The following is a 23819-nucleotide window of genomic DNA, read 5'->3' as shown; positions in this document are numbered from 1 at the left end:
ACACAAATTTTATCCACAATTGTTGATAACTTATATGAATAACTTGTTCTTAAGGTGGGGATGACCTGTGAATATATCAATTATCACAGTAGGAAAATTAAAAGAGAAATATTTAAAGCAAGGCATAGCCGAATACACAAAACGATTACAAGCCTATGCAAAACTAGAAATCATTGAGCTCGCGGATGAAAAAGCACCCGAACACCTCAGCGAGCAAGACATGAAAATCATCAAAGACAAAGAAGGCGAACGCATCCTAAGCAAAATCAATCCAGACGCCCACGTCATCGCCCTCGCCATCGAAGGAAAAATGAAAAGTTCCGAAGAATTAGCCGATACAATAGATAAGCTGGCAACATACGGAAAAAGCAAAGTATGTTTCGTCATAGGCGGGTCGCTTGGGTTAAGTGACGCTGTGATGCAGCGCGCGAATGAGAAACTGTCGTTTTCGAGGATGACGTTCCCGCATCAGTTGATGAGGCTGGTGCTGGTGGAACAGATTTATCGAGCGTTTCGGATTGTGCGGGGGGAGCCTTATCATAAGTGAATGGGGTTTTAAAGTTATTATTTATGACAATGGTATCCCTATAATAGTAGGTTATGCAATCACTTCTGGCTTTTATGTTGAGCTTTTAATTGGGAAATTTCTAAGAGTACCATTTAAAAAGGGTATTACTTTAAGGTAACTAGTTTGTGAGCTTCACACAGAATTGTATCCTAATATTAAATCAAAACTTCAGTGAAATTATCTATACACATAAACAGAAGTCCCATTTACAAGTTACTGAAAGAGCACATGATTATATCATGCAGCGAGTAGATACATTATTTAAAAAATTTGGCTATGAACAGCTCTAATAGCACTAGAAGGAGGACTTTAAATTGAATGATAGATTAATGTCATTATCATTTTCTGTTGAAGCAAATCAAGGTGTTTATGCCTTATTGCTGGGTTCGGGTATTTCCTATTCATCAGGTATCCCTACAGGATGGGGCGTTCTAAAAGAGCTGTGCAGAAGAATTATGCTAGTAGATGGTTCAGAAGAGCAAGATGAGATTAAATGGTATGAAGAAAAATTCGGAACCCCACCTTTATACGATGAAGTAATAGGTATGCTAGCTAAAACATCATCAGAGCGGAATGGTCTACTAAAAGAATTTTTTGAGCCTACAGAAGAGGACTTAAAGGAAGGTAGAAAGGTACCAACGGCAGCACATAAGGCAATAGCAGAATTAGTAAAACAGGGTTATATAAAAGTAATTGTTACCACAAACTTTGACCGTTTAATTGAACAAGCATTAGATGAATTAAATGTACAGTATCAAACGCTTTATCACGAATCAGATATAGAAGGAATGAAGCCTTTAGCACATGCTGAATGTACAATATTGAAAATTCATGGAGATTATAGAGATACAAGGTTTAAGAATATTACCGATGAGTTAGAGAGTTATTCAACTAATCTATCTGTGTTATTGCAACAAATTTTTGATGACTATGGATTAATAATTTCCGGTTGGTCGGCTGAGTGGGATACGGCATTAAAAGACACAATCAAAAGTGTTAAAGGACGCAGGTATTCATGGTACTGGCATTCTTTTTCTGAAACAATAAATGAAAAAGCAGAAGAATTAATTAATTTTAGGGATGCCAATTTAATAATTGACTCTGGAGGTGCTGACCATTTTTTCAGAGAAATAAAAGAAACTGTATTTAACATTTCCAAGTTGAAGAAAGTTAATCCAGAAAATACTCAAGTCAAAATTAAGAGGTTAAAAGACTATATTCAAAATGGCAATGAATCGGCTATTCGTGATTTGTTTACTAGTGAATCACGAGATGTTATCAATAAAATTAATAAATTTGATTCAAATCTAGAAGCAACTATTGAACTCATGAAACAATGGGTTGAAGAAATAAAGGTCATTGTAAAACCTATTTGCGTTTTATCTTCAATACTCGCTTTTTATGGAAAAGGTAATTATCAAGAACGATTACTAATTGAGACTTTAGAAAGATTTACATCAATAAAAAACAGTGATGGCAGAGTTTCTTTACTAGGATTGAAACAACTACCACTGCAAGCTGTTTTTTATAGTATGGGAGTTTCATTGACTATGAGGAGAAAATATAAACTTCTAGATGAAATTATGATGAAACCTAAGGTAAGAGATAGACTCCATAGTAGACAAGATTTTTCTTGGTATGTTTCCCCACGGAGACATTTATATGATGCTTTTCAACGCTTACAACCAGAAAGACCATATCATTTACCCATTGAAGTAATGTTTACTTTTCCTTTCATGGAAGAGGTTTTTAAAGAAAGTCAATTGGCATTTGATAGTGTTGAATATATGATTCATTACGATTTGTTTGAATTTTTACGTTCATTAAAACACCGATACTTAGGTGACAGCAATTACTTTAGTGGATGTTTCGGTTATAGAAGTGATCGAAGTCATATTGAGCAGTTTTTAACTGAAGGTTCTCTAATAACTGATTGGGAAGTGCTTTTATTATTTGAGGGTGATAGAGAACTCTTTACTAAATCTTTAAGAACATTAGCTGATGACTTAAATAAGCAAGTGTATTTCAGTGGACATGGTCTTGTTGAAGCGTATCTTAATGAAAAATAAGTTTAAATCTTATTTAGATGCACCACGGAGAGCAAAATCTTAAGTGAGTGGGGTTTTTAAAAAATATATTTAGCCTATTCACTATTAGCGAATAACTTTGCGTTGTAGGAGGGAAAAATATAAGGTATAAAAACTATTAAAAAAACACCTTTAAATATTTACTCCTATATACTCTGTTTAATAGACTCACCCTTTTTGACACTGAAGAATTCTACCGAAAATAATATCGCAATAAACTATTAAGCTAATTACAATTATCTCTATAATTAAAAGAAATATAAAAACTGAATATTAGTGCTTTGAAGCTTTTAGAGGGGGGAGCTAAGAGTGATAAAAATTTATGCTGATTTAACTAAAGATTTATTAAAATATGCTAATGAAAAGCTAAGTGATTTTATTGAGCGTTATTTTGAATTTAATGATGAGGATTATTCTGATATTTTTCCTATGGTAATCTATGAGACTAAAGAACAGCAGTGTAAAAAAGCTGCAAAAGACTTATATTTGTGGAGTAAAGATTATTTCGTTCATACACTTACTCCTTTGCATGAATACGCTTTATATTCAATTATTAATATAGCTAGTGAGATTGAAGATGATTATAGTACTCATAATGGGGAAAGTCTATTTTTCTATGCCGTGGAACCTGAGATAAGAAAGGAACAACCTGAAATAGACGAGGAAATGTATTGGATTATTGAGGATTTGAATGATTTTCATTTTTATTTTGAAAATTGCTTTCAAGATTTTGACTTTTTAGATGTCCCTCTGTATTTATCAATATTTAAGGATATGCCAACAAAAAAATTTGAATCTCAGTTTGATGTTGTATTAGCAGATTACGTGGATTTAATGCCACCTGATATTGAGGAAGAATATAAATATCTTTTAAGCTTAAAAGAATTAAAAGAAGAAAAATACGAGGTAACTATAAAGGATGACTTTTTTATTGTGGTTAAAAAAGGAATCGATAATTTTATCCATTCAATTGTTAATCACGGTTCTTATAAACTTCTTTGGTCTGAAAATTATAAGTCGAGAGATGAAAAAGCAGTACAGCTACTTTTTATGGCAACTTGTTACTTATATTTTCAAACAAATAATATAGACGTTTCCCCAGAAGCGAATATTGGGAGAGGTCCAATAGATTTTAAACTTTCAAGAGGAGTAAATGAAAGAATCTTAATCGAAGTAAAGTTGGCATCTAACCCTAAATTAAGACATGGATTAAACTTGCAACTGCTTAAATATTTAGTTGCTGAGGAAATAAAAGAAGCGGTATTTATGATAATTGTATTTAAAAAAAACGAATTTAAAAAAATAGAAGAATTGAAAAAAGATGTTGTAGTGATCAATCAAAAGTATAATCTTAATATAATTATTACTAGTGTTGATGCAACAAATAACAAACTATCAGCTTCACGTATGAAGAGTAATTCTTCCCCGCTTTATTAAAACTACAGTTATAATTGATAACTGAAATTATATCAAAATAAATTTAAAACGTGGAAGCAATCATATGTTTGAAGCATGTATTGCATTATTAATTCTAATAATAGGCTATGGTTATGAACTATGAAATGAGGGGAAATAATGCATTTAATGTATTCATCGCCTGCTTCTAAGATGGTTAATTTTATAAATTTAGCCGACTTTTTGAGAGAAAAAGAACCTAAAGATTTTATTTTAATTATGGATTCTAATGTAAATATTTATTTAGAAAATTATTTTGATGATCCAGTTGGTACAATCAGCAACTGGAATAATCATAATAATCATGAATTATTAACAGATTTTTTTGAGATGATTAAGTGCATAAGAGAAAGGAAATTAGAATTCGATATATTTAACGCACTAAATGAAAATTGTAGAGATATTCTGGGGGATTATTCTTTAAATACAGATAAATTTTTTCTTAGAGTCGATAAAGCTTTCAAATTAATTGAAGATTTACCTATAAAAGATGTTCTCTATCCTGATGGTCCTTTTAAATCTAGTACTAATTTTTACAATTATGAATTATTTTTCAAACCATTAATTACTAAACATGATAATTCAAAAACATCAACGTATTTAATTTTATCTTACGTTTTTACACTCAAGATAAAACAACTTATGAGTGATAAAAATAAGAATGATTTCCAAAAATTAAGGTCTTTTTATAATTTTATGACTAATGAGGTTGATTTTATTAGCCTAGTTCATAGGGGCACAGCTATACTTTGCTTTGGAGGACTTAAATTAAAAAGTGGGAAGAGTATAACAAGACTGATCCACATTACTAAAAAGAAAAATATTTCAAAAAGGGATTCTTATATAAGAGGTATCTGGAATGCTGCTATTGATCTGGCTTGGGTTATAGAGGTTTGTCAAGAAGTGAAAAGGGACAATAAAATTCCAATATTTGTAACTAATGACGAAGCAATCAATGAGATAATGAAAAGATATACATTACGCATGTTTATTAAAGGCATAGATAATATGCCTGCAATAGCAGAATTTGATTTATCAGGTACTAATTTTAATGCAACCTTTAAAAAGGAGATTAATATTCTCGAAAAAGACCTTATAATACGACAAAGGATCGAAATACAATATAGGTATAATGATATTAAAAGATTATTAGCTAATGAATTTCGTGAGCATATAATAGATATTAAACAAAAATTAGAAGAAAATATACCTGATTAATGATATTTAGGTGATTAAAATTATATATTTACAAAAAAATATTTTTTGTAGATTTTTTAGTTCAGCAAGCAGTAATTAAAATATTTATGATTAATGGTAAAAATACAAAAGTCATTAAAAATGCTACGGGGTTATTGTTATATAACTTTGAAATGAAACTTATTACTTGGAGTAAGAGGATATCAATGAATCATAGTATATAATATTTCTTTTTTTGAGAGCAACTCAAATTAAGATATAAGTATAGAAAGCAGGCACACCATGCACACAATCAAAAAAATAGGCCAAACCTTCTCCTACATCACACCAATATCAAGAACCGACCGCCCCATCCTAGGCATGGTCGTAGGCAATAACAAAACATTAATGATCGATGCCGGCAACTCAGAAGATCATGCGAACTATTTCATCCAAACAACTTTAAAGCATGAGCTCGCCTCTCCCGATCTGGTTGTCCTCACGCATTGGCATTGGGATCATATTTTTGGTCTGCCTGCGCTGCCTGATACGGTTTCAATTGCTTCTGCAAAGACTAGAAAGGAAATGGAGAAGCTTCTTCCGTTTTCTTGGTCAGATGAGGCGATTGATGAGCGGGTGAGGGAAGGAACGGAGATTGAGTTTTGTGCGAAGGCGATAAAAGAAGAATATAAGAATCATCGAGAGATTCAGGTCGTTTTACCGGATGTGACGTTTGATCGTCGGATGGAGATTGATCTTGGCGGGGTCACTTGTGTTGTGCAGCATGTTGGGGGTGATCATGCCGCAGATTCAGTGATCGTGTATGTGAAAAAGGAAAAAATTCTTTTTCTTGCTGATTGCATTTATCCGAAAATGTATGCTGAAAAAGTACATTATACGGTAAAAGAAATCTTGCGTCTTTTAGATAAGTTAGATGCTTTTGACGCCGATACGTATATTCCTTCACACCAAAGACCGTGGACAAAAGAGGAGTTTCGTCAGGAAACAGACAAACTGAGGGTCATTGCTAAATTCACTGATCTTTATGGTGGAGATCGGCAGAGAATCGTGAGTGAATATCAAGCACATGTGAACAGAGAACTGAAAGAAGATGAGTTAGAGACGATCGCTTATTTTGTAAATGGTTATTAAATAAATGCGCTAAAAAAAGTCTCATTTGAGTTATGCATCTCAAATGAGACTTTTAAATTTCTACGGCAAACCTACAACATCTTCTGCATCACAAACTGTGACAGACATGTTTTTTGCATTAATAATAATGACACAATCAAAAGTCGGCTTCATTTGCAGTTCATTATTCTCATCAATACGGATAATTCCTTTAAATTCAACGGTCTGTTCTAGAAAAACCATTTTCTTTTCTGTATCATCTTTGACTGCTGTTAAATGTTCAGGGTAGTGAACTTTCCAGTCAAAAAAAGTAGTTTTTTTCATAAATCCTCCTGTTTTCACTCGTATAAATCTCCGAATACTTCTTCTGTTTGCCGGATTGTTAGAGTTTTGTTGGTTGGATCAATTGTAATGACACAATCCCAAGTAGGTTTGATTTGTAGCTCGTTGTTTTCATCTATCCAGATCACACCGTTTAATTCAATGGATGGCTCTAAAATGACCATCTTTTTTTCATCATGATCTGTTATTGCCGTTAAGTTTGCTTGTAATTGAATGGTCCAATCAAAAAACGTGATTTTTTTCATGAGTTCCCCTCACAATTTTGTTTATATTTCCATTATAACTTGCATGAGTTCTGACATGTTATTTGATCATTCTATTTTTGGTATAATTAGATGTAAATAAAGAATGGATAAATGACTGATAAAAGTTTGAATTTAATCGGAGGTATGTATGAAGCAACTATACATGAAGCAGAAAGTATTTAGTCTGAGCGGCAGGTTTACAGTAAAGGATCAGCAGGAGAACGATGTGTATTTGGTCGAAGGCAGTTTTATGAAGATACCGAAGACGTTCACCATTCTGAATACAGAACGAGATGAAATCGCTGTGATTACGAAGAAAATGTTTAGCTTTTTACCGAAATTTTTAGTAGAAGTTGGTGGTCAAGAAGTATTGACGATCAAAAAAGAGTTTACGTTCTTTAAAGCAAAATATTCAATTGATGCTGCGGGTGTAGAAGTGCAGGGTAACTGGTGGGATATGAATTTCCAAGTGCTGCAAAGCGGCGAAGTGATCGGCCAGGTGAAGAAGGAATGGTTTACATGGGGAGATAGTTATAAGGTCGATATTTTGAAAGAAGAAATGGAGCCTGTGATGATTGCGCTCGTTGTTGCGATTGATTGTGTGAAGGCTGATGAAGCAGCCTCTAGGTCTTCGTCGTCGACAACGACGAATTAGATAAATATGTTCTTAAAGCATAATGAAATGAAGAAGAGTGGTAGGACATTACTCTTCTTCATTAATCAGTAGAACGAATCATGTTTCTTTACTTTTCAATGGGGTACTTCTCTGCATTTTTTATTAATTTTTCTTCAATTATTTCTTTCACATTTAGATGAAGATCTGAACAAAGCATAAGAGAATATATTAAGATATCTGCTATTTCCTCTTTGATATTTTCTTCGTTCGCCTCAAGAGCATCTTCATTACTTTTCCATTGGAAGTCTTCAAGCAGTTCAGCTGCTTCTATCGAAATTGAGATGGCCAAGTCTTTTGGATTATGATACTGTCTCCAGTTTCGATCATCTCGAAATTGGTTAATCGAATGTATTAAATCTTTGATTTCAGTCATATTTGCCTCCCTCATTTATCTCTTGTAATTTCCTTCTCAATTTTTCATCTGTTGCATAAATATAAAGCCCGTGAATGCCTCGCTTCATCAGAACGTTAATCGAGTTTAGTATAATTTTTTCTTTTGCCTGTTTGATTTCCTCTGCAGACATGTCACTTCTTGTTGTGAATGCACCTGTATCTTTATAATTTGACGTGTCTATGAGAAGTTCATCCTTTTCTTCATCATAGCTGATAGAAGGGCCAAGTATGACGCCGACATAATTTAAATCAAATCCTTGAACCGTATAGATTGAGCCCACTTCTCTAACTGAATCTGCATGTTCAGCCCATGTCCATTTATCATTTGTAAAATTCCAGGGCATATTGATACCGTCTTCATCTACGATATAGGCAGCTCCATCTTTTTTATGTAAAAAGTCAAAGGTAGATACAATGCGGGATAGGCCTACTTCATTATCTTTTTCTTGAATGGCAGTTTTAAATTGATTAGGATTCTCAAAAATTTTGAGTTCGAAAGATTCCTGTTTTTTAGGCAGAGTTAATAATCGTTTTGAGACAAACTGGTCAATCCATTTCAACGTATCAGTATCAGCATACATACGCATCTGTTCTGTAAGTTTCACAGTCTTGGCATGGTATCTGTTTGTTATTTCCTCGAGTAATTTTTCATTCCAGTAGCTTTTAATTTTGAGTACCTGCTTTGGATCAAAAATGACAATGGTGATTTTACTTCGTTTGATAATCTCCTCTAGTTGGTTTTGGTAATGGAAGTTATTGTACTTATCATCTTTTGTTAATAAAAGGTGTGCTTCATCAATTAACACGATATCAGCCATATCACCTGACTTTGTCATCTGATTGATAAACGAGGTTGGTCTCATAATTTGTTTCTTCTTCAGATTTGGCAGACTCTTTGCGATGTTTTGATATGTTTTAAGCATTTCCGCATGATTCACAAGTAAATAATTGTTCTTTTTGTTTAAGACAGATTCCATATCATTTGATAAATCTTGAATCGTATTAAAGAGAGAACTTAGTAAAACACTCTTCCCAGTTCCTGCATCACCCTCTATCGAAATCACATGGTGACCGGACTGTTTGATATGCTCTTTACAAAAAGATAAAATTCCATTTTTAATTTCTACTTGTTGAGGTGATAATTCTTTATAGGGAGACAGTTTATAAATATCTCTATTTTTTAATGTTTCAATTGAATGAGTAACGATCTCCTCTTTTTGAAGTTGCGTCCATACCTCATTAAAGACAGATTCATTATAAAAGTCTTTCTGATAATAATGGTGCATCTCCCTCGATCGTGTCTGGCTAACATTTTTTAATTGAAAACGATTTTCTGCAATAAAGTAGTTTATGAGATTTGTCTCAATATTATAAGAGGCAGATTGATGAAAGCGTTCATGTCCGATCAGAATGGTTTTGGTTAGTTTATTCTTGTTCTGGTCTTTCAAATGGTCTTTCAAACGTCTGCTAGCTTGGACTGACTGACCAATATAAGCAGATGGTTTCTTCTTTTCATCATAAAGAATATAGACAATAGGTTGATTATGAAATACGGTTGTTCGTAAAGAAAGAATTTGATCTGTCATAAAATCGCGTTTTTCAATAATAAGTTCACTCATTTAGCAAGCCCCTGTAGTCTTTTTGCCTATTATCGTATCATAAATTTAGCAAAATATCTCAGTGGTTATAGGTGAAAATTGAATCTCGAGATAAATTAGACATGTTGAGTTATTTTTTCGATTTACAATATGAAGATACGAGGTGACCAAACTGATCACATTCCAATACAAAGTATTTCTAACAGTCGTTGAGTGCGGCAGTTTTACAAAAGCCGGGGAGAAGCTTGGACTAACGCAGTCTGGAGTCAGTCATAATATTGCGAAGCTTGAGTCGGAATTAGGGGTTGTGCTGCTTCGGCGGAATCGAAACGGGCTGTCGCTAACAGACGCAGGTGAGCGGGTGATGCCTCATATTCGGCAAATCATCCACCATGCGGCATTGCTTGAGCAGGAGGCGGCGTTGATTCAAGGGATGGAAGTGGGGAGTATCAAGATCGGGACGTTCTCCAGTTTTTCTTCAAAAATGCTTCCACAGCTAATTCACCGCTTTACAAAAAGGTATCCCAATATCCAAGTAGAGCTATATGAAGGTGGTTATGAGGAGATTGAGGAATGGATTGCGTCTGGCACGGTTGATGTCGGTTTTTTAACGCAGCCATCAAGAGAATTTGAAACCGTTCCACTTTTCCAAGATGAATTGGTGGTGCTCATGCAAGAGAATCATCGCTTCCATACGAAGAAAGTGATAGAAGTTGATTCGTTACAAGATGAATCATTCATTATGCCAAAAGCGGGCTGTGACCTACTCATTAAGAAATTATTAAAAGAAAGAGGCGTGAAGCCTCAAGTTTTGTTTGAAATTGGAGACAACAATACGCTCATTTCTATGGTTCAAGAAGGGCTCGGAGTGACCATCATTCCGACATTCATTTTGCCGCCGCAGATGTCTGATATGAAAGTGATTCCACTTGAGACAAGCGTCTATCGTGAGATCAACTTGGCGTTCAAATCATTCAAAACAGCATCCCCATCGGCTAAAAGATGGATCGAAGTGGTCAAAGATCATTTCAAGTAAAATCAGCTTGAACGAGATGCCTCCCATTCAAGCTGATGGTTTATAAGGTCAACACGCCGCGAATAGTGATAACCGCCGCGCCTGCCACTTTGATCACAGGCTTTGATTCATTCGGAATGACCGTGATACGAAGTATGCCAGGCCTGCCGATGGCATTCCCTTGGGCAATGTTCAGACGAGTAGTTTCTTGCTGAGAAATGATTCCTTCCAAATAAAGATAGCCAGCCAATGCTCCGTTTGCTGCCCCCGTCACCGGATCTTCGGGTATCCCAATTCCAGGTGCAAAATCTCTCGTGTAAAGATCACATTCTTTTGTGGTATGAAATGTATAAAGGTGAGTCGTCGTGATATTCTGCTCTTTATTCATTTTCCCTAAAGCCGCTAAGTTCGGTGCTGCTTGATCGATATCCTTTTGGAGCTTCATCGGAACGAGAAGATGCCAGTTTCCGGTGTTTGCTAATTTGATAGGATAAGATGGATCAATGCGGTCACTGCTGACACCAAGCATGTCACTAAGCTCTTCTAAATCAATCATAAAATCTCGCGTTTTCGGCGTCACCTGTGTCATTTCCACATCGATGACTGTGCCATTTTCTTCGTGCCATACAACAGGAACATTGCCAATCTTCGTTTCTAACACGACCCTTGTTTTCTCTTTTGCCAGCCCTAGCTCCGTCGCCAAAAGCCAAGTCAATCCAACAGTCGCATGCCCGCAGAAATTGACCTCTTCCGTCGGTGTGAAGTATTTGACCCGATAATCAGCTTCTTTATCATGTGCAGGCAGCAAGAAGACAGATTCCGGTAAATTCAACTCCTTGGCGATATTCTGCATCTCATCCTCCGTTAAAAGATCACCATCCAACACGACCCCAGCAGCATTTCCTCCAAATTTCTCAGTTGTAAACGCATCGACATGATACACTCTAATGTCTCTCATATAATGAATCCTCCTATACATTCTTGTTACGTTTATCATAAGTTTGATCAATGCATTCGTAAAATGAATCTTTCTGATACTTTAAATCGGAGGTGTTCATGTAAGAGAGTGAAAGGCGCAGTATCTATTAAATTAGTATTTAGATAAGTCTTTAGTCATAATATTAACTCTTGTGCCTACATTGGATTAAATGTATAATATTTGTATATTAAAACATTAATAGGAAAAGAGGATATCTTTATGAAAATAGTCCTGAAAATAGTAGCTTCTATTCTCTGTATGATGATGTTGACTTTCAATATACAAGAAAATGTGAGTGCCGCAGAGGATGGAACGAAAACAACGGTTGATCGTTATCAATATGGTGATAACTATCTGACGGGTAAAACAAAGCCAAATGCAATTGTTGCATTCGTAGATTGGGGTATTCCGAGTAACTGGAAATCTAAATATATGCACTATGCAAAAGCAGATAGTAACGGAAACTTTAAGTTGTTTTCTTGGAACATTAGTTCAGGCCAAACGGTGGGGCTAGATACTTACGACCAAAATGGGACAAAGCTTTCTTCAAATAAAGTGTATGTTTTCAAGGAATCTTTTACCTCATTAGATCCGATATATGATACTTCTCAGGAGCTAACTGGGAAAACTGTGAAGAACACAAAAGTAGAGGTCTTGAAAGATGGCAAAGTGATTGCTTCAGGCATATTCAATGATGCCATTCATTTAAAGCTGCCTGTCCTAAATGCAGGCACATTCCTAACAGTGAAAATGACGACTGGAAGCAATATCGACGTTTACAAAAAAATTGTTAATCCTAAGAAAATCTCACTTATTCCTACGACAAAATGGTCTAAATCAGTGAAAGGCCAAACGGGAATTCCTTATGCAAAGATCGTCTTTAAAAATCAAAAATCAAGTGAAGTCATCCAAACGATTACTGCAGATGGTGATGGCAACTTTGAATTGAGTGTGGACAAAAACACAATAAAAGCATTAGATCAAAGTGAATTTCAAGTGATGGAACCCTCTTATGATAATGCTTTGCATGAGACCACTTTCCGACTTAGATCAACGGCCCCAACTATTGATCCATTTACTCAGCTTTCAACTTCAGTGGGTGGAACCGCAACTCCTAAAAGTATGATCAATATTTTAGATGGAGAAGGCAGAGTCATTGGGGAAGGTCAGGCAGACTCTAATGGCGTCTATGATGTTCCTGTTTCAAAGTTAATCGGTGGTGACTTAATTACAGTCAAGTCGTTCATGGCAGATAACCCGAATGAAACGGATCAATCTCAGGAAGATGTACAGAAAGTTTTTGTGGAAGAAATCGATGATTCAAGTGATACGATTAATGGCGTCAGTACGTTTGGTGATCAAGCTGTTGTAGAGGTGCAAACTGATTCAGCGAATAACACAATAAGAGCTATGTCGAAACTCAGCTCAAGCATAACAAAAAAGAAATATGGACCGTTTGCCATTACACCGGGAAAAAACTTCAAATTAAAAACAGGGAAATTAACGGAAGGATCTAAAGTGACCATCACGTTGCAAAGTGGGAAGAGAAAGGTTGCCCTGCCAGCTGTTACCGTTAAAAAAGTCATCACATCTCCACTTCTATCATCTCAAGTGAAGGTGACAAACAACAAAGGCAAAAACGATACAGTGACGATAAAAGGAATCAAAAAACAATCCGTCATTAAAATCTTTAAACAAGCTTCTGGTGGAAAAGCAATTGCTCAACAGACTGCATCTAGCTCGAACATGACGATTTCCTTGAAGCAATTAGGCCAAACAAATGGAACACTTTATATCAGTATGAAAGAGCTTGGTTTAAAAGAGGGAAATCGAGTACCAATCCGTTATCAGGGTGAAAAATCAGATGTTTTAAAAGCCAATCAAGTCAAAATCAATAATCTTAAAAATAAAAAAGACGTCATTACAGTGAGTAAGATCAAGAAAAAAGATGTCATTAAAGTTTACTCAACAAATGGAAAACTACTTGCCACATCAAAACCAGCGAATAGTTCATCTATCAAATTGTACGTTAAACAAGTAGGGACTAAAAGCGGCAAAGTGTATGTGACGCGTAGCGGAGATAAGATGCTGGAAAGCGGAAAGCAAGCCATCTCTTTTAAAGGTGAACCATCTACTTCGCTAAAAAGCAATCAAATCAAAATCGTGAACAACAAGAAGAAAAAAGACGTTGTCACGATCAGTCAATTAGCGAAACAAGATGTTATCAAAATCTATCATTCATCAGGGAAGCTGATTGGAAAATCAACGGCTTCTAAAGGTAAGGTTGTGAAAGTCACTTTTAAACAACTAGGTGCCAAGGGTGGAAAGCTTTATTTCACCGTCACTGGGAAAGGCATGTCGGAAAGTAGTAAGACAGTAAAGAAGTTTCGGGCTGAAAAGTAGAGTTTTCAATCGCCATTCATTTAGGGTGGCGATTTTTTAAATAGCTAAATGCTAAAAATTCCATTGATAGGAGCGTGTTTTTTTTTGAAAAAAATAAAGAATATCACCCTAATGGCTGTCATCTTTTCGTGCAGTATGTGGTCAACTACTATTCAGGCTCAATCAGGATATTTCAACACGTATACAACGTATTCTGCAATGTCTGGTTCTGGGTTTTACACTTCTATGCAAGGGATTGCTGTAGATCGTAATAATAATACGATTTATTCTGCAAAAATAAATACGTCAAATCATCTGACGCAATTGTACACGACAAAAATGAACAACTCGTCTAGCAAAAGAACTGTTAAGCTACTTAAAAACTCTGACACCAACAGTACTAGCAATGACTTAGGACATGCGAATGACCTAGCTGTGAAAGCTCAAAAAGGTGATGAACAAGTTAGCTTATATGTAGCGCCGATGACTGATGGTGTAAAGTATGTAAAAAAAATAGTGAAGTTAAGTGTGAACACGAAGAAAAATACGTACAAATTGGCTAATTCCTATGTCCTGCAGTACCAAGGGGCGAATTTATCAATTAGCGGCATCACATATTCTGTTGGAGCGGATAAATTTATTGTTAGGTCTGGCAATCGCTTTTTTATTGGGAATTTTAATGACAAGAAAGGGCAATTTGAATATGAGGCAACATTTACATTAAATTATACAAAAGCTGTGATAAACCAATCAGTGGTTGATGTTTCGAAGTACATTCTTCAAGGAATTTCTTTCTATCAAGGAACATTATATGTACCTTTATCTAAGCCGGCTACTAACGGAGGAGCTTCTAATGTAAGTATTATTCTCACATACCCGTTAAATATCAATCAAATGATAAAAGAGCAAAAGGAAACAGCCGCAAAGGATTTTTCAAAAGAGTTGTTTACGAGAAAAGATCTTTCTTTCCGAATTACGAGCAGTGCATTTACTCTTTTTGAAATAGAAGCTGTTGATTTTGATGACGGAACGTTATATTTTAATACGAATCGTGGGAAAAAAGGAACGCAAGAAGATATGATAGCAACGTTCAATGACTATAGCTATTACAAATAAAATGTCCACTTTAAAAAGACCCCTCATAGCTGAGGGGTCTTTTCCATCCATCACCCATAATAATTATTCGCCTGAATAAAAAATTGGGATTGCATGTAGTTATATGTGATTTTCGAGAAGTCGAAAGGCTGGCCGTTTGTGAGATGAAAGACGGTTTCGACGCGGAGAGCGGGATCGTCTTGGTTAAGGCCGAGGTGTTTTGCTTCGGTTTCATTCAGTTTGCCTACTTGCAAGTACATATCGGAAAAGCCGACTTTGAGCCCAAGGCCTTCACTGATAAATTTAAAAACAGAGTCGGCGGCAATTTCTGTGTTGAGATAGGGAATGATGGTTTTTCGGTAATAGGATTCTTCTAGACATAAGGTTTGTCCATTGATGTAACGGATGCGTTTGAGGTAAAAAACATCCTCATCTTGTTCAATATTCAAATTAAGCGCTGCTTCTTCGGGCGGTTTGATGGTGTCTAGCATTAAAACCTCTGAAGTCAGTTGAAATTCCTCTAAATCTTTTTTAAATCCTTGGTTGGATAAAAGGCTGATGTAGCCCTTGCGCCTGTGTCGTCGAACAAAGATGCCGCTGCCCCTCACTTGATAGATAATTCCTTTTCTTTCGAGTAAGTCTAATGATTTGATAATGGTGCTTTTGCTCACTGCAAATTGGCTCATGAGGGTTTCGAGTACAGGGAGTTTGTCCCCTTGCTGCAGCTCATGGGTGACAATATATTTTTCAATATCGCTCGCAATTTGTTGATACTTTAACATAGCCATTCCTCTTTGTTTTCACGATTTATTGTCTTTGATTATAGCACATACCGATTTTTCTTTGATATGTTAAATGAAATTATATATGTATTGATAAATTGTACCGGTATAATTATAATGTACATATACTAGTAGTGATAAAGGGAGGGTTATATGTCAAAAGTGAGGGATTATCAAAAGCTTGCAGAAGACATCTTAGAGGCAGTTGGCGGAGAAGAAAATGTGGTGAGTGCCGCAAGATGCGCCACGCGTCTGCGTTTGGTACTGAAACGTTCGAATCCAAAAGCCAAGGAAGCAGTCAATGCGATGCCTGGCGTCATTACCGTGGTGGAAAACGGCGGTCAATTTCAGGTCGTCATCGGCCAGCATGTTGGTGAGGTATACGAGCATTTTTCAAGCCTTGTTCAGCTCCAAACGTCGGATGATGACCAGCCTAATGAAAACAAAGGAACGATACTGAACCGTGTCATTGCGACCATGTCCGCTGTGTTTGCACCTTTTGTGTATATTTTGGCCGCAGCTGGTATTTTGCAAGGTGCACTTATCCTCATTAATTTGTTATTTCCAAGCTTTTCGAAAACGGGAACGTATGAAGTCTTTAGCTTTATTTCCTGGGCGCCGTTTACGTTCTTACCAATCTTTATTGCCATCACAGCAGCCAAGCATTTTAAAACAAATATGTATATCGCCGTAGCGTGTACAGCAGCGCTTGTTAGTCCGGCTTGGACAGAAATTGCTGGACGTGTAGCTTCAGGTGAAGGCGTTACCTTTTTAGGGATTGCGTTATCTGAAACTGTTTATACGTCATCCGTTTTGCCTCCGCTGTTCTTAGTGTGGATTCTTTCATATGTAGAGAGATTTTTAAACAAACGGATTCACGAGGTTGTCAAACCGTTATTTGTGCCATTTCTCTGTATGGTCGTCATGGTTCCGTTAACCATTCTATTAATTGGACCTCTTTCAACAGCAGGTGCAAATGGGATTGCAAACGGATACAATATCTTGGCGGAAAATGTACCGGCTTTAGCAGGCGCCATTATCGGTGGGTTCTGGCAAGTGCTTGTCATTTTCGGCGTTCACTGGGGCATCACGCCAATGGTGCTCGCCAACTTTGAACAGTACGGACGGGACTCCTTCCAGGCATATCAAACCATCGCTGTTATCGCTCAGGTCGGCGCAGTGTTAGGGGTTATTTTAAAAGCAAGAAACCGCGAAACTCGGAAAGTCGGAGTGTCAGCTGGAATTACGGGACTCTTCGGAATCACCGAGCCAGCGATTTACGGTGTTACCTTACGTTTTAAAAAGCCATTTATTTTCGGATGTATTTCTGGAGCAGCCGGTGCCATTGTTGCCAGCTTCTTTACGCCTTATTACTTTGCGTATGCAGGCTTGCCTGGTCCGCTGACAATTGTGAACGGAATTAGTGCAGATTATCCAACATCGATCATCGGTATCTTAATTGGTGTCGCAATTGCGCTGATTTTACCAGTTGTGCTCATTCAAATGTTTGGTTATGGGGAAGATACAGTAGAACAGACGGCAAGTACAACACCAGTCAAAGATGAAGAAAATAAAAATGCTTCGATGAACAATGAAGAAACAATCACTGCACCACTTGCTGGAAAAGTACTCGCATTATCTGAAGTACCAGATGCCGTATTTAGCTCTGGGGCGATGGGCAGAGGGTTTGCGATTGAACCGACAGATAATAAGCTGTATGCACCGTTTGACGGCAGCGTCGTCATGCTTGCACCAACAAAGCATGCCATTGGACTTCGTTCAGAATTTGGTGTGGAGTTACTTGTTCATGTAGGAATTGATACGGTTTCTCTAGATGGCTCAGCGTTTACACTCAAGATCAAAGAAGGTGACAAGGTGAAGAAGGGTGACTTGTTGATGACATTTGATCAAGAAGCCATTGAAAGCAAAGGATTAAAAACAGTCACACCGGTCATCATCACCAATACACAAGCGTACGAAGATGTGATCGTAGAACAACTATCGACATGTCAGCCAACGGACGTCATGATCACAATTGTGAAATAGGAGGAATATATAATGACATTACCAAAAGATTTTCTATGGGGTGGAGCATTAGCTGCACATCAATTCGAAGGTGGATGGAATGAAGCAGGAAAAGGCCCAAGTGTTGTGGATGTAATGACAGCTGGTGCCCACGGAGTACCGAGACAAATGACGGAGACGATAGAAGACAGCAAATTTTATCCGAACCATGAAGCAATCGATTTCTACCATCGTTACAAGGAAGATATCGCGATGTTTGCCGAAATGGGGTTAAAATGCCTGCGTACATCCATCGGCTGGAGCCGAATTTTCCCAAAGGGAGATGAAGCAGAACCGAATGAAGCTGGTTTACAATTCTATGATGATGTATTTGATGAACTGCTCAAGCATGGCATCGAGCCTGTGATTACACTGTCTCACTTTGAGATGCCGCTTCATTTGGCAAGAGAATACGGCGGATTCCGAAGCCGAAAAGTTGCTGAATACTTCGCGAAATTCGCTGAAGTGTGCTTCAATCGTTACAAGGACAAAGTCACATACTGGATGACATTTAATGAAATCAATAACAAAATGGATGTCAACAACCCGCTGTTCCTATGGACAAACTCAGGGGTATCAGTCAAAGAAGGCGAAAATGCCAAAGAAATCATGTATCAAGCAGGACATCATGAATTACTAGCAAGTGCATGGGCAGTAGCAAAAGGCAAAGAAATCAATCCTGCTTTTCAAATTGGTGCAATGGTATCTCACGTACCAATCTATCCGTATTCCTCAAATCCAGAGGATGTCATGCTTGCTGAAGAATATATGAGACAACGCTATTTCTTCCCAGATGTACAAGTTCGGGGCTACTATCCGAGCTATGCACTGAAAGAATTCGAACGCGAGGGCTATCATATTCCGTTTGAAGAAGGCGATGAAGAAAGCTTAAGAAAAGGCAAAGTAGATTATCTTGGCTTTAGCTACTACATGTCGACAACAGTTAAAAGTGATGCAGTGTCTGATAACGACGGAGACATTGTCAACGGAGCCCTTCCGCATGGTGTAGACAATCCTTATATCAAATCAAGTGACTGGGGCTGGTCCATTGACCCGACTGGCTTAAGATATACGTTGAATCGTTTTTACGATCGTTATCAAATCCCGCTCTTCATCGTTGAAAATGGGTTTGGTGCTATAGATCAAGTGGAGGAAGACGGTTCCATTCATGATCCAGAACGAATTCAATATCTCGCTTCTCATATCGAAGCACTGAAAAAAGCCATCGAATACGACGGTGTTGACCTGATTGGCTACACACCTTGGGGTATCATTGACATCGTGTCATTCACAACAGGTGAAATGAAAAAACGCTACGGCATGATCTATGTTGACCGCGACAACGAAGGCAACGGCTCAATGAAGAGACTCAAAAAAGATTCGTTTACTTGGTACCAAAACGTCATTGCCACGAATGGTGAAGAAGTGTAATAAAGGAAAAAATAGAAACCCGGATGAGCGTGGTATATGCTTGTTCGGGTTTTTCATCGTTTAAGTTTTATTAATGCCTGAATACAAAGAAAAAAGAGGGTAATGGCGACAAAATAGTTCATTGGGTTGTGAAAGATCTTCATGTTCAAGGATATTTGAAGAAGAATCCAAAGGCCGAATATCACCATAACAGCAGGAATGATTCTTTTATACACATTGATTCTCCTTTCGAGAGTGGTTTGTTTTTAGGTAGCATTGTCTCATATCGCAGCAGAGGTTGAAAAGAGATAAAGATATGAATAGGTTTCATTACATGATTTGGTATAATTGATCTATAAAAACGTTAAATGGTAGATTAGGAGTTGTTGTAATGAATCACACTCTGCAAATGGGAGCCAATACCGTACTAAACTCTCAAAAGGGACAGGTATCCATCAGCTATGAAGTGTCATCTGAAATTGATATTTCTTTAACGGCGTTTCTTTTAACAGATTCAGATATGGTTCAAGGAGATCATGGCATTATTTTTTACAATCAACCAGAGAGTGCCACGGGTGTCGCGACACTTTTACCAGCAGAGGTATCAGGTCAGTTGAAAAGGCATCAACTAAATTTTGATATGAGCAAAGTGCCTGCTGGAATCACAAAGGTGGCTATTTCACTAACAGAGGATCAAGGATCGGGCTTTTCTCAAGTGAAGAATTTACAAGCAGAAATTCGAACAGGTGACGAGGTGCTTTATCTAACACCAGTAAGCTTTACAAATGAAAAGGGCATTGTCGTAGTAGAGCTATATATAAGAAATGGTGACACGAAAGCACGCTCAATCTGGCGTGGCTTCGATTCTGGACTGGAAGGGCTATGCAAGCTTTATGGTGTGGAGGTTGAACCTGATGAACAGGATATTTCTACACCTCAAATGGCTCCTGAAAAACAACCAATTGAAGACCCTGCTCAAACGAAGACAACTGCTAAAGAGAAAGTCGCTGCACCTATCAGTTTAGAGAAAGTTCAAGGTAAAATTAGTCTAGATAAAGGTCATAAACCGATCATAATCGAGAAAACGCCTGAGATCACAGCTACAGTATCTTGGGAGTCTGGCACTGATTATGATATTTATGCATTGGTCTACACAAAGTCAGGAAAGCAAGTAGATGTGGCTATGTTTGGTGCGAAAGAAATTCCTGCTCTCAAAAGTTACGACAACGGAGCTGTTGAGCATATGGGAGATGTCGGTAGAGACTATGAATCAATGAAAACAGAAGTTATTAAACTACGGTTAAATGACGATATCCTTGCCGTCGTTCCGGTTGTTTATTCTGCTCAATCAAACGGAACAGGTTCCTTTTATAGATATAGAGTATCTATGAGTATCGATAATCATCAAGGAACGTCTGTGACGATTCATGCCAAACATGCCAATGACAATGATCGTATTTATTCTTGTGTGCCAGGTATGCTTCAAAATACAAATGATGGTGTAATCATCCGCCCACTTGAGCTTTACAGCAAACCAAACTCTGAGCGGAGACCTAAATTAAAAATGAAGTCTTCTAATGAAATTGAGGTATTGATGGATAAAGGACCTGTCAATGATTATAAATAAAACGGATATATGGCTAGCTCAAAAAAGGTGACTTCTATGAATAATAAGCCCAAAAAAATTGAAACTCTAAAAAGAAAAAGCAGAAGAAAGCACTTAATGAACGAATTAAGCTATATGACACTTCCAGAAAATGCATTTTTAGATATCGAAGAAAATCAACTGTTTTGTCAAAAGGTTTTTACTTTCCTTCAATCAAGAGAAGACAAAATGCAAATACATGGAGATGGCTATCGAGAGCATATTGAGAAGTCTGAACAAGTGTTAAAGGAAATGGTTAAAAAGGTAAAAGTAACTCCTACACAAGGTAGATTACTATTTTTTCGAGACCATGAAATTGAAGCCCTTTTAGTGGATGTGGATGAAGTGTTTAGTCACTTAAATCATCTTCTTGAGCAGACTAAATTTTCAACTGGATATGGTGATTTTATTTTAGTCTCAGAGGATTTTCATTTTGGATTATGCATAGAGCGGACGGAATATTATTATGAATTTAGCACGTGGGGGCTTTGAGTGTAGAAATGAAGAGTTATGACTTTTTTATTGTTCGTTGTTATTTCCTTTATTTTCAAATTCGGTAGAAATCCTAAAAGGTACGATTAGTTGATATAAAAGTGTTCTTTTATCTATATTTAATAAATTTATTATCTGTTTTTCGAGAAAAACATTGCTTTTGTTAAAAGAATTAATTACTATAAAGGTATTAACATGTTAAAAGCGGTTTCATGAAACGATGAAAAGTTAAAAATAGAATAATACGTACATTCAATAAGGCGTGTTACTGTTCGGCAGGCAAGACCTAGATTGGATGGGATATCTGTATGTGTAGATTCCCACCCGATCCAGGTCTTTTTTTATTGCCTGAAGCCTTTTTTATTAAAAATGAAAGCGGTGACTTTAATGAACCATAAAGACTTAGCTCAAGACATTCTAAAACATATTGGCGGAAGCGAAAATGTTCAAAATGCCATTCACTGTATGACGAGATTAAGGCTGACTTTAAAAGACTCTTCACGCGCAAACACTGAAGAAATTAGTCGTCTTGATGGCGTCATCCAAGTAGCAGATACAGCAGGTCAGTATCAAATTATTATAGGAAATGATGTAGGTTATGTTTATAAAGAGTTTGCCAAATTGATTGATCAAAATCCAGAAGCAAGCGGGCAAATTGAACAGAATAAAGATCACAGCTTGAAAGGGTATTTCAATCGTTTTGCCAATTTGATTACTGGCATTTTTGCACCGATCATTCCTGCGATTGCCGGTGCCGGTATGTTGAAGGCTCTATTGATTTTATTGCCGATGCTGAATTTGATGAAAGAAGATAGCCAGACCTATTTGGTATTGAAAATCATCTCAGATGCAGCGTTCTTCTTCCTACCTATTTTGTTAGCCTATACAAGCTCACAAAAATTTGGCACAAATCCTATGGTATCGATGGCTTTGGCTGGAGTTTTGTTACACCCTAACTTAGCAGCTCTGTTTAGCAGTGGTGATCCAGTTGTCTTTGCGGGTATTCCACTGAAAGCTGTTTCTTATGGTGCATCGGTTATTCCGATCATACTGATTGTTTGGCTGATGTCTTATGTAGAAAAGCTTGCAGATAAATTATCACCGGGACCGGTAAAGATCTTCATGGTTCCTTTAATCACAATGATCATTGTTGCTCCAATTGGTTTACTATTTTTAGGACCACTTGGTATGTATCTTGGTGCAGGTTTAGCCGCAGGGGTCTTATGGATTCAGCAAACTGCGGGTTGGGCTGCCGTTGCTATTTTAGCCGTTTTCTTACCTTTTATCGTCATGTTTGGGATGCAGAAGGTGTTCTATCCAGTTGTTATCGCTTCCCTTGCTTCACCTGGTTACGATGCTCTCATTGGGGTAGCCATGCTAGCGGCGAACTTTGCGCAAGGTGGAGGTGCTTTGGCTGTTTCATTTAAAACAAAAGATCCTAAGTTAAAACAAATTGCGATGTCCGGAGGAATCTCTGCATTATTTGGTATAACAGAACCTGCATTATACGGCGTTCATTTAAAACTTAAGAAAACATTACTCGCATGTATGATTGGTGCAGGAGTTTCAGGTATTTTTGTTGGATTGATTAAGCTAAAGGCGTTTGTCATGGTTTCACCTGGAATCGCAACAATGCCGATTTTCATTGAAAAAGGAACTTCAAACTTTACGTTTGCCATTATTGGTGCAGTCATTTCAGCAGTCGTTGCATTTATTGCTGTTTACATCATCGGCTTTAAAGATGCAGAAACTGAAGTCATCCAGAAGAACAGCGAGCCTGTCTCCACATCAGAAAGCACAAGAAATCGTGAAGTCATTTATGCACCAATTCAAGGAGACATTATTCCTTTAGCAAAAGTGAATGATAAAGTTTTCTCTGAAGAAGTGATGGGTAAAGGAGCAGCGATTCAACCTAGCGAGGGAAAAGTATTCGCTCCTTTTGATGGACAAGTGGAAATGGTTTTTCATACAAATCATGCCATTGGACTAAGATCAAAGCTTGGTGTGGAAGTTCTTATTCATATTGGTATTGATACCGTTAACTTAAATGGACAATATTTTACTTCACATGTTCAAAAAGGTGATACTGTGAAACTAGGTCAACTCTTGATAGAATTTGATGGCCAAAATATACAAAAGGCTGGTTATGATACAACAACACCAGTCATTATTACAAATTCAGCTGATTATTTAGAAATTTTACCTCAAGAAGGTAATACGAATCCTATTTCTGGTCATCAGCAGCCACTTTTAACTGTCTTATAAAACGATTTTGAATGTAACC

General features: G+C 37.0%; 21 protein-coding genes. 14 read left to right on the top strand and 7 right to left on the bottom strand.

What is annotated here, in order from left to right; genetic code table 11:
• The first annotated feature begins 67 nt into the window (after positions 1-67).
• The 5 genes from rlmH (at position 68) to MHI11_RS20300 (ending at position 6438) form a co-directional block, all read left to right on the top strand.
• Complete coding sequence (rlmH, locus tag MHI11_RS20320) at positions 68-547, top strand: 23S rRNA (pseudouridine(1915)-N(3))-methyltransferase RlmH (RefSeq protein ID WP_034324655.1); 480 nt, start codon at positions 68-70, stop codon at positions 545-547.
• A 335-nt stretch (positions 548-882) separates the two neighbouring features.
• Positions 883-2637 (top strand): SIR2 family protein, encoded by a 1755-nt coding sequence (locus MHI11_RS20315; protein ID WP_340962233.1) that lies wholly within the window; start codon positions 883-885, stop codon positions 2635-2637.
• 327 nt (positions 2638-2964) lie between these two features.
• Positions 2965-4092: a hypothetical protein gene (locus MHI11_RS20310; RefSeq protein ID WP_340962232.1), complete on the top strand. Its 1128-nt coding sequence runs from the start codon at positions 2965-2967 to the stop codon at positions 4090-4092.
• Between the two features lie 138 nt (positions 4093-4230).
• Entirely contained in the window at positions 4231-5328 is a 1098-nt protein-coding gene (locus MHI11_RS20305; RefSeq protein WP_340962231.1) for a hypothetical protein, read from the top strand.
• 261 nt (positions 5329-5589) lie between these two features.
• Positions 5590-6438, top strand: coding sequence for an MBL fold metallo-hydrolase (locus tag MHI11_RS20300; RefSeq protein WP_340962230.1), 849 nt, complete (start codon positions 5590-5592; stop codon positions 6436-6438).
• 60 nt (positions 6439-6498) lie between these two features.
• On the opposite strand, the gene MHI11_RS20295 is transcribed toward MHI11_RS20300, so the two are convergent.
• Entirely contained in the window at positions 6499-6741 is a 243-nt protein-coding gene (locus tag MHI11_RS20295; protein ID WP_340962229.1) for a hypothetical protein, read from the bottom strand.
• Between the two features lie 14 nt (positions 6742-6755).
• Positions 6756-7004 (bottom strand): hypothetical protein, encoded by a 249-nt coding sequence (locus MHI11_RS20290; protein WP_340962228.1) that lies wholly within the window; start codon positions 7002-7004, stop codon positions 6756-6758.
• 148 nt (positions 7005-7152) lie between these two features.
• On the opposite strand from MHI11_RS20290, the gene MHI11_RS20285 reads away from it, so the two are divergent.
• On the top strand, positions 7153-7659 hold the full coding sequence (locus tag MHI11_RS20285) for an LURP-one-related/scramblase family protein (RefSeq protein ID WP_340962227.1): 507 nt from the start codon (positions 7153-7155) through the stop codon (positions 7657-7659).
• Positions 7660-7747: 88 nt separating this feature from the next.
• Here the strand turns inward: MHI11_RS20285 and MHI11_RS20280 are convergent, their stop codons facing one another.
• Positions 7748-8053, bottom strand: coding sequence for a nucleotide pyrophosphohydrolase (locus MHI11_RS20280; RefSeq protein ID WP_044139088.1), 306 nt, complete (start codon positions 8051-8053; stop codon positions 7748-7750).
• Positions 8046-9692, bottom strand: coding sequence for a DUF2075 domain-containing protein (locus MHI11_RS20275; RefSeq protein ID WP_340962225.1), 1647 nt, complete (start codon positions 9690-9692; stop codon positions 8046-8048). Before MHI11_RS20275 ends, MHI11_RS20280 begins: the two co-directional genes overlap by 8 nt.
• Positions 9693-9834: 142 nt before the next feature.
• On the opposite strand from MHI11_RS20275, the gene MHI11_RS20270 reads away from it, so the two are divergent.
• On the top strand, positions 9835-10707 hold the full coding sequence (locus tag MHI11_RS20270; RefSeq protein WP_340962224.1) for a LysR family transcriptional regulator: 873 nt from the start codon (positions 9835-9837) through the stop codon (positions 10705-10707).
• 40 nt (positions 10708-10747) lie between these two features.
• On the opposite strand, the gene MHI11_RS20265 is transcribed toward MHI11_RS20270, so the two are convergent.
• Positions 10748-11644 (bottom strand): PhzF family phenazine biosynthesis protein, encoded by an 897-nt coding sequence (locus tag MHI11_RS20265; RefSeq protein WP_340962222.1) that lies wholly within the window; start codon positions 11642-11644, stop codon positions 10748-10750.
• Positions 11645-11884: 240 nt separating this feature from the next.
• Here MHI11_RS20265 and MHI11_RS20260 point away from each other — a divergent pair, with 240 nt between their 5' ends.
• Together MHI11_RS20260 and MHI11_RS20255 are read left to right on the top strand one after the other, a co-directional pair.
• The gene (locus MHI11_RS20260) at positions 11885-14068 is read left to right on the top strand and encodes an Ig-like domain-containing protein (protein WP_340962221.1); all 2184 of its coding nucleotides are present in this window, start codon (positions 11885-11887) and stop codon (positions 14066-14068) included.
• 84 nt (positions 14069-14152) lie between these two features.
• Positions 14153-15163 (top strand): hypothetical protein, encoded by a 1011-nt coding sequence (locus tag MHI11_RS20255; protein WP_340962220.1) that lies wholly within the window; start codon positions 14153-14155, stop codon positions 15161-15163.
• Between the two features lie 50 nt (positions 15164-15213).
• Here the strand turns inward: MHI11_RS20255 and MHI11_RS20250 are convergent, their stop codons facing one another.
• Positions 15214-15924, bottom strand: coding sequence for a GntR family transcriptional regulator (locus tag MHI11_RS20250; protein WP_113767949.1), 711 nt, complete (start codon positions 15922-15924; stop codon positions 15214-15216).
• A gap of 153 nt (positions 15925-16077) precedes the next feature.
• Here MHI11_RS20250 and MHI11_RS20245 point away from each other — a divergent pair, with 153 nt between their 5' ends.
• Positions 16078-17970, top strand: a complete 1893-nt coding sequence (locus MHI11_RS20245; protein WP_106065908.1) for a beta-glucoside-specific PTS transporter subunit IIABC — start codon at positions 16078-16080, stop codon at positions 17968-17970.
• Positions 17971-17979: 9 nt separating this feature from the next.
• Entirely contained in the window at positions 17980-19419 is a 1440-nt protein-coding gene (gene bglA, locus MHI11_RS20240; protein ID WP_126741966.1) for a 6-phospho-beta-glucosidase BglA, read from the top strand.
• A gap of 53 nt (positions 19420-19472) precedes the next feature.
• On the opposite strand, the gene MHI11_RS20235 is transcribed toward bglA, so the two are convergent.
• Complete coding sequence (locus MHI11_RS20235; RefSeq protein WP_223250661.1) at positions 19473-19634, bottom strand: hypothetical protein; 162 nt, start codon at positions 19632-19634, stop codon at positions 19473-19475.
• A 155-nt stretch (positions 19635-19789) separates the two neighbouring features.
• On the opposite strand from MHI11_RS20235, the gene MHI11_RS20230 reads away from it, so the two are divergent.
• The 3 genes from MHI11_RS20230 (at position 19790) to MHI11_RS20220 (ending at position 23800) form a co-directional block, all read left to right on the top strand.
• Positions 19790-21025 carry a TerD family protein gene (locus tag MHI11_RS20230; RefSeq protein WP_340962219.1) on the top strand — a complete coding sequence of 412 codons (1236 nt, stop codon included), beginning with the start codon at positions 19790-19792 and terminating at the stop codon, positions 21023-21025.
• A 36-nt stretch (positions 21026-21061) separates the two neighbouring features.
• On the top strand, positions 21062-21535 hold the full coding sequence (locus tag MHI11_RS20225; protein WP_445661870.1) for a YxiF family protein: 474 nt from the start codon (positions 21062-21064) through the stop codon (positions 21533-21535).
• A 387-nt stretch (positions 21536-21922) separates the two neighbouring features.
• A complete protein-coding gene (locus MHI11_RS20220; RefSeq protein WP_044139097.1) occupies positions 21923-23800 on the top strand; it encodes a beta-glucoside-specific PTS transporter subunit IIABC in 1878 nt (625 codons plus the stop codon).
• The last annotated feature ends 19 nt before the right edge of the window (positions 23801-23819 follow it).

It is taken from the genome of Bacillus sp. FSL K6-3312, from assembly GCF_038007485.1.
Lineage (GTDB): Bacteria > Bacillota > Bacilli > Bacillales > Bacillaceae > Bacillus > Bacillus pumilus.
Note: the sequence above shows the minus strand (reverse complement) of the source record. Positions and strands in the feature narration are given on the sequence as shown.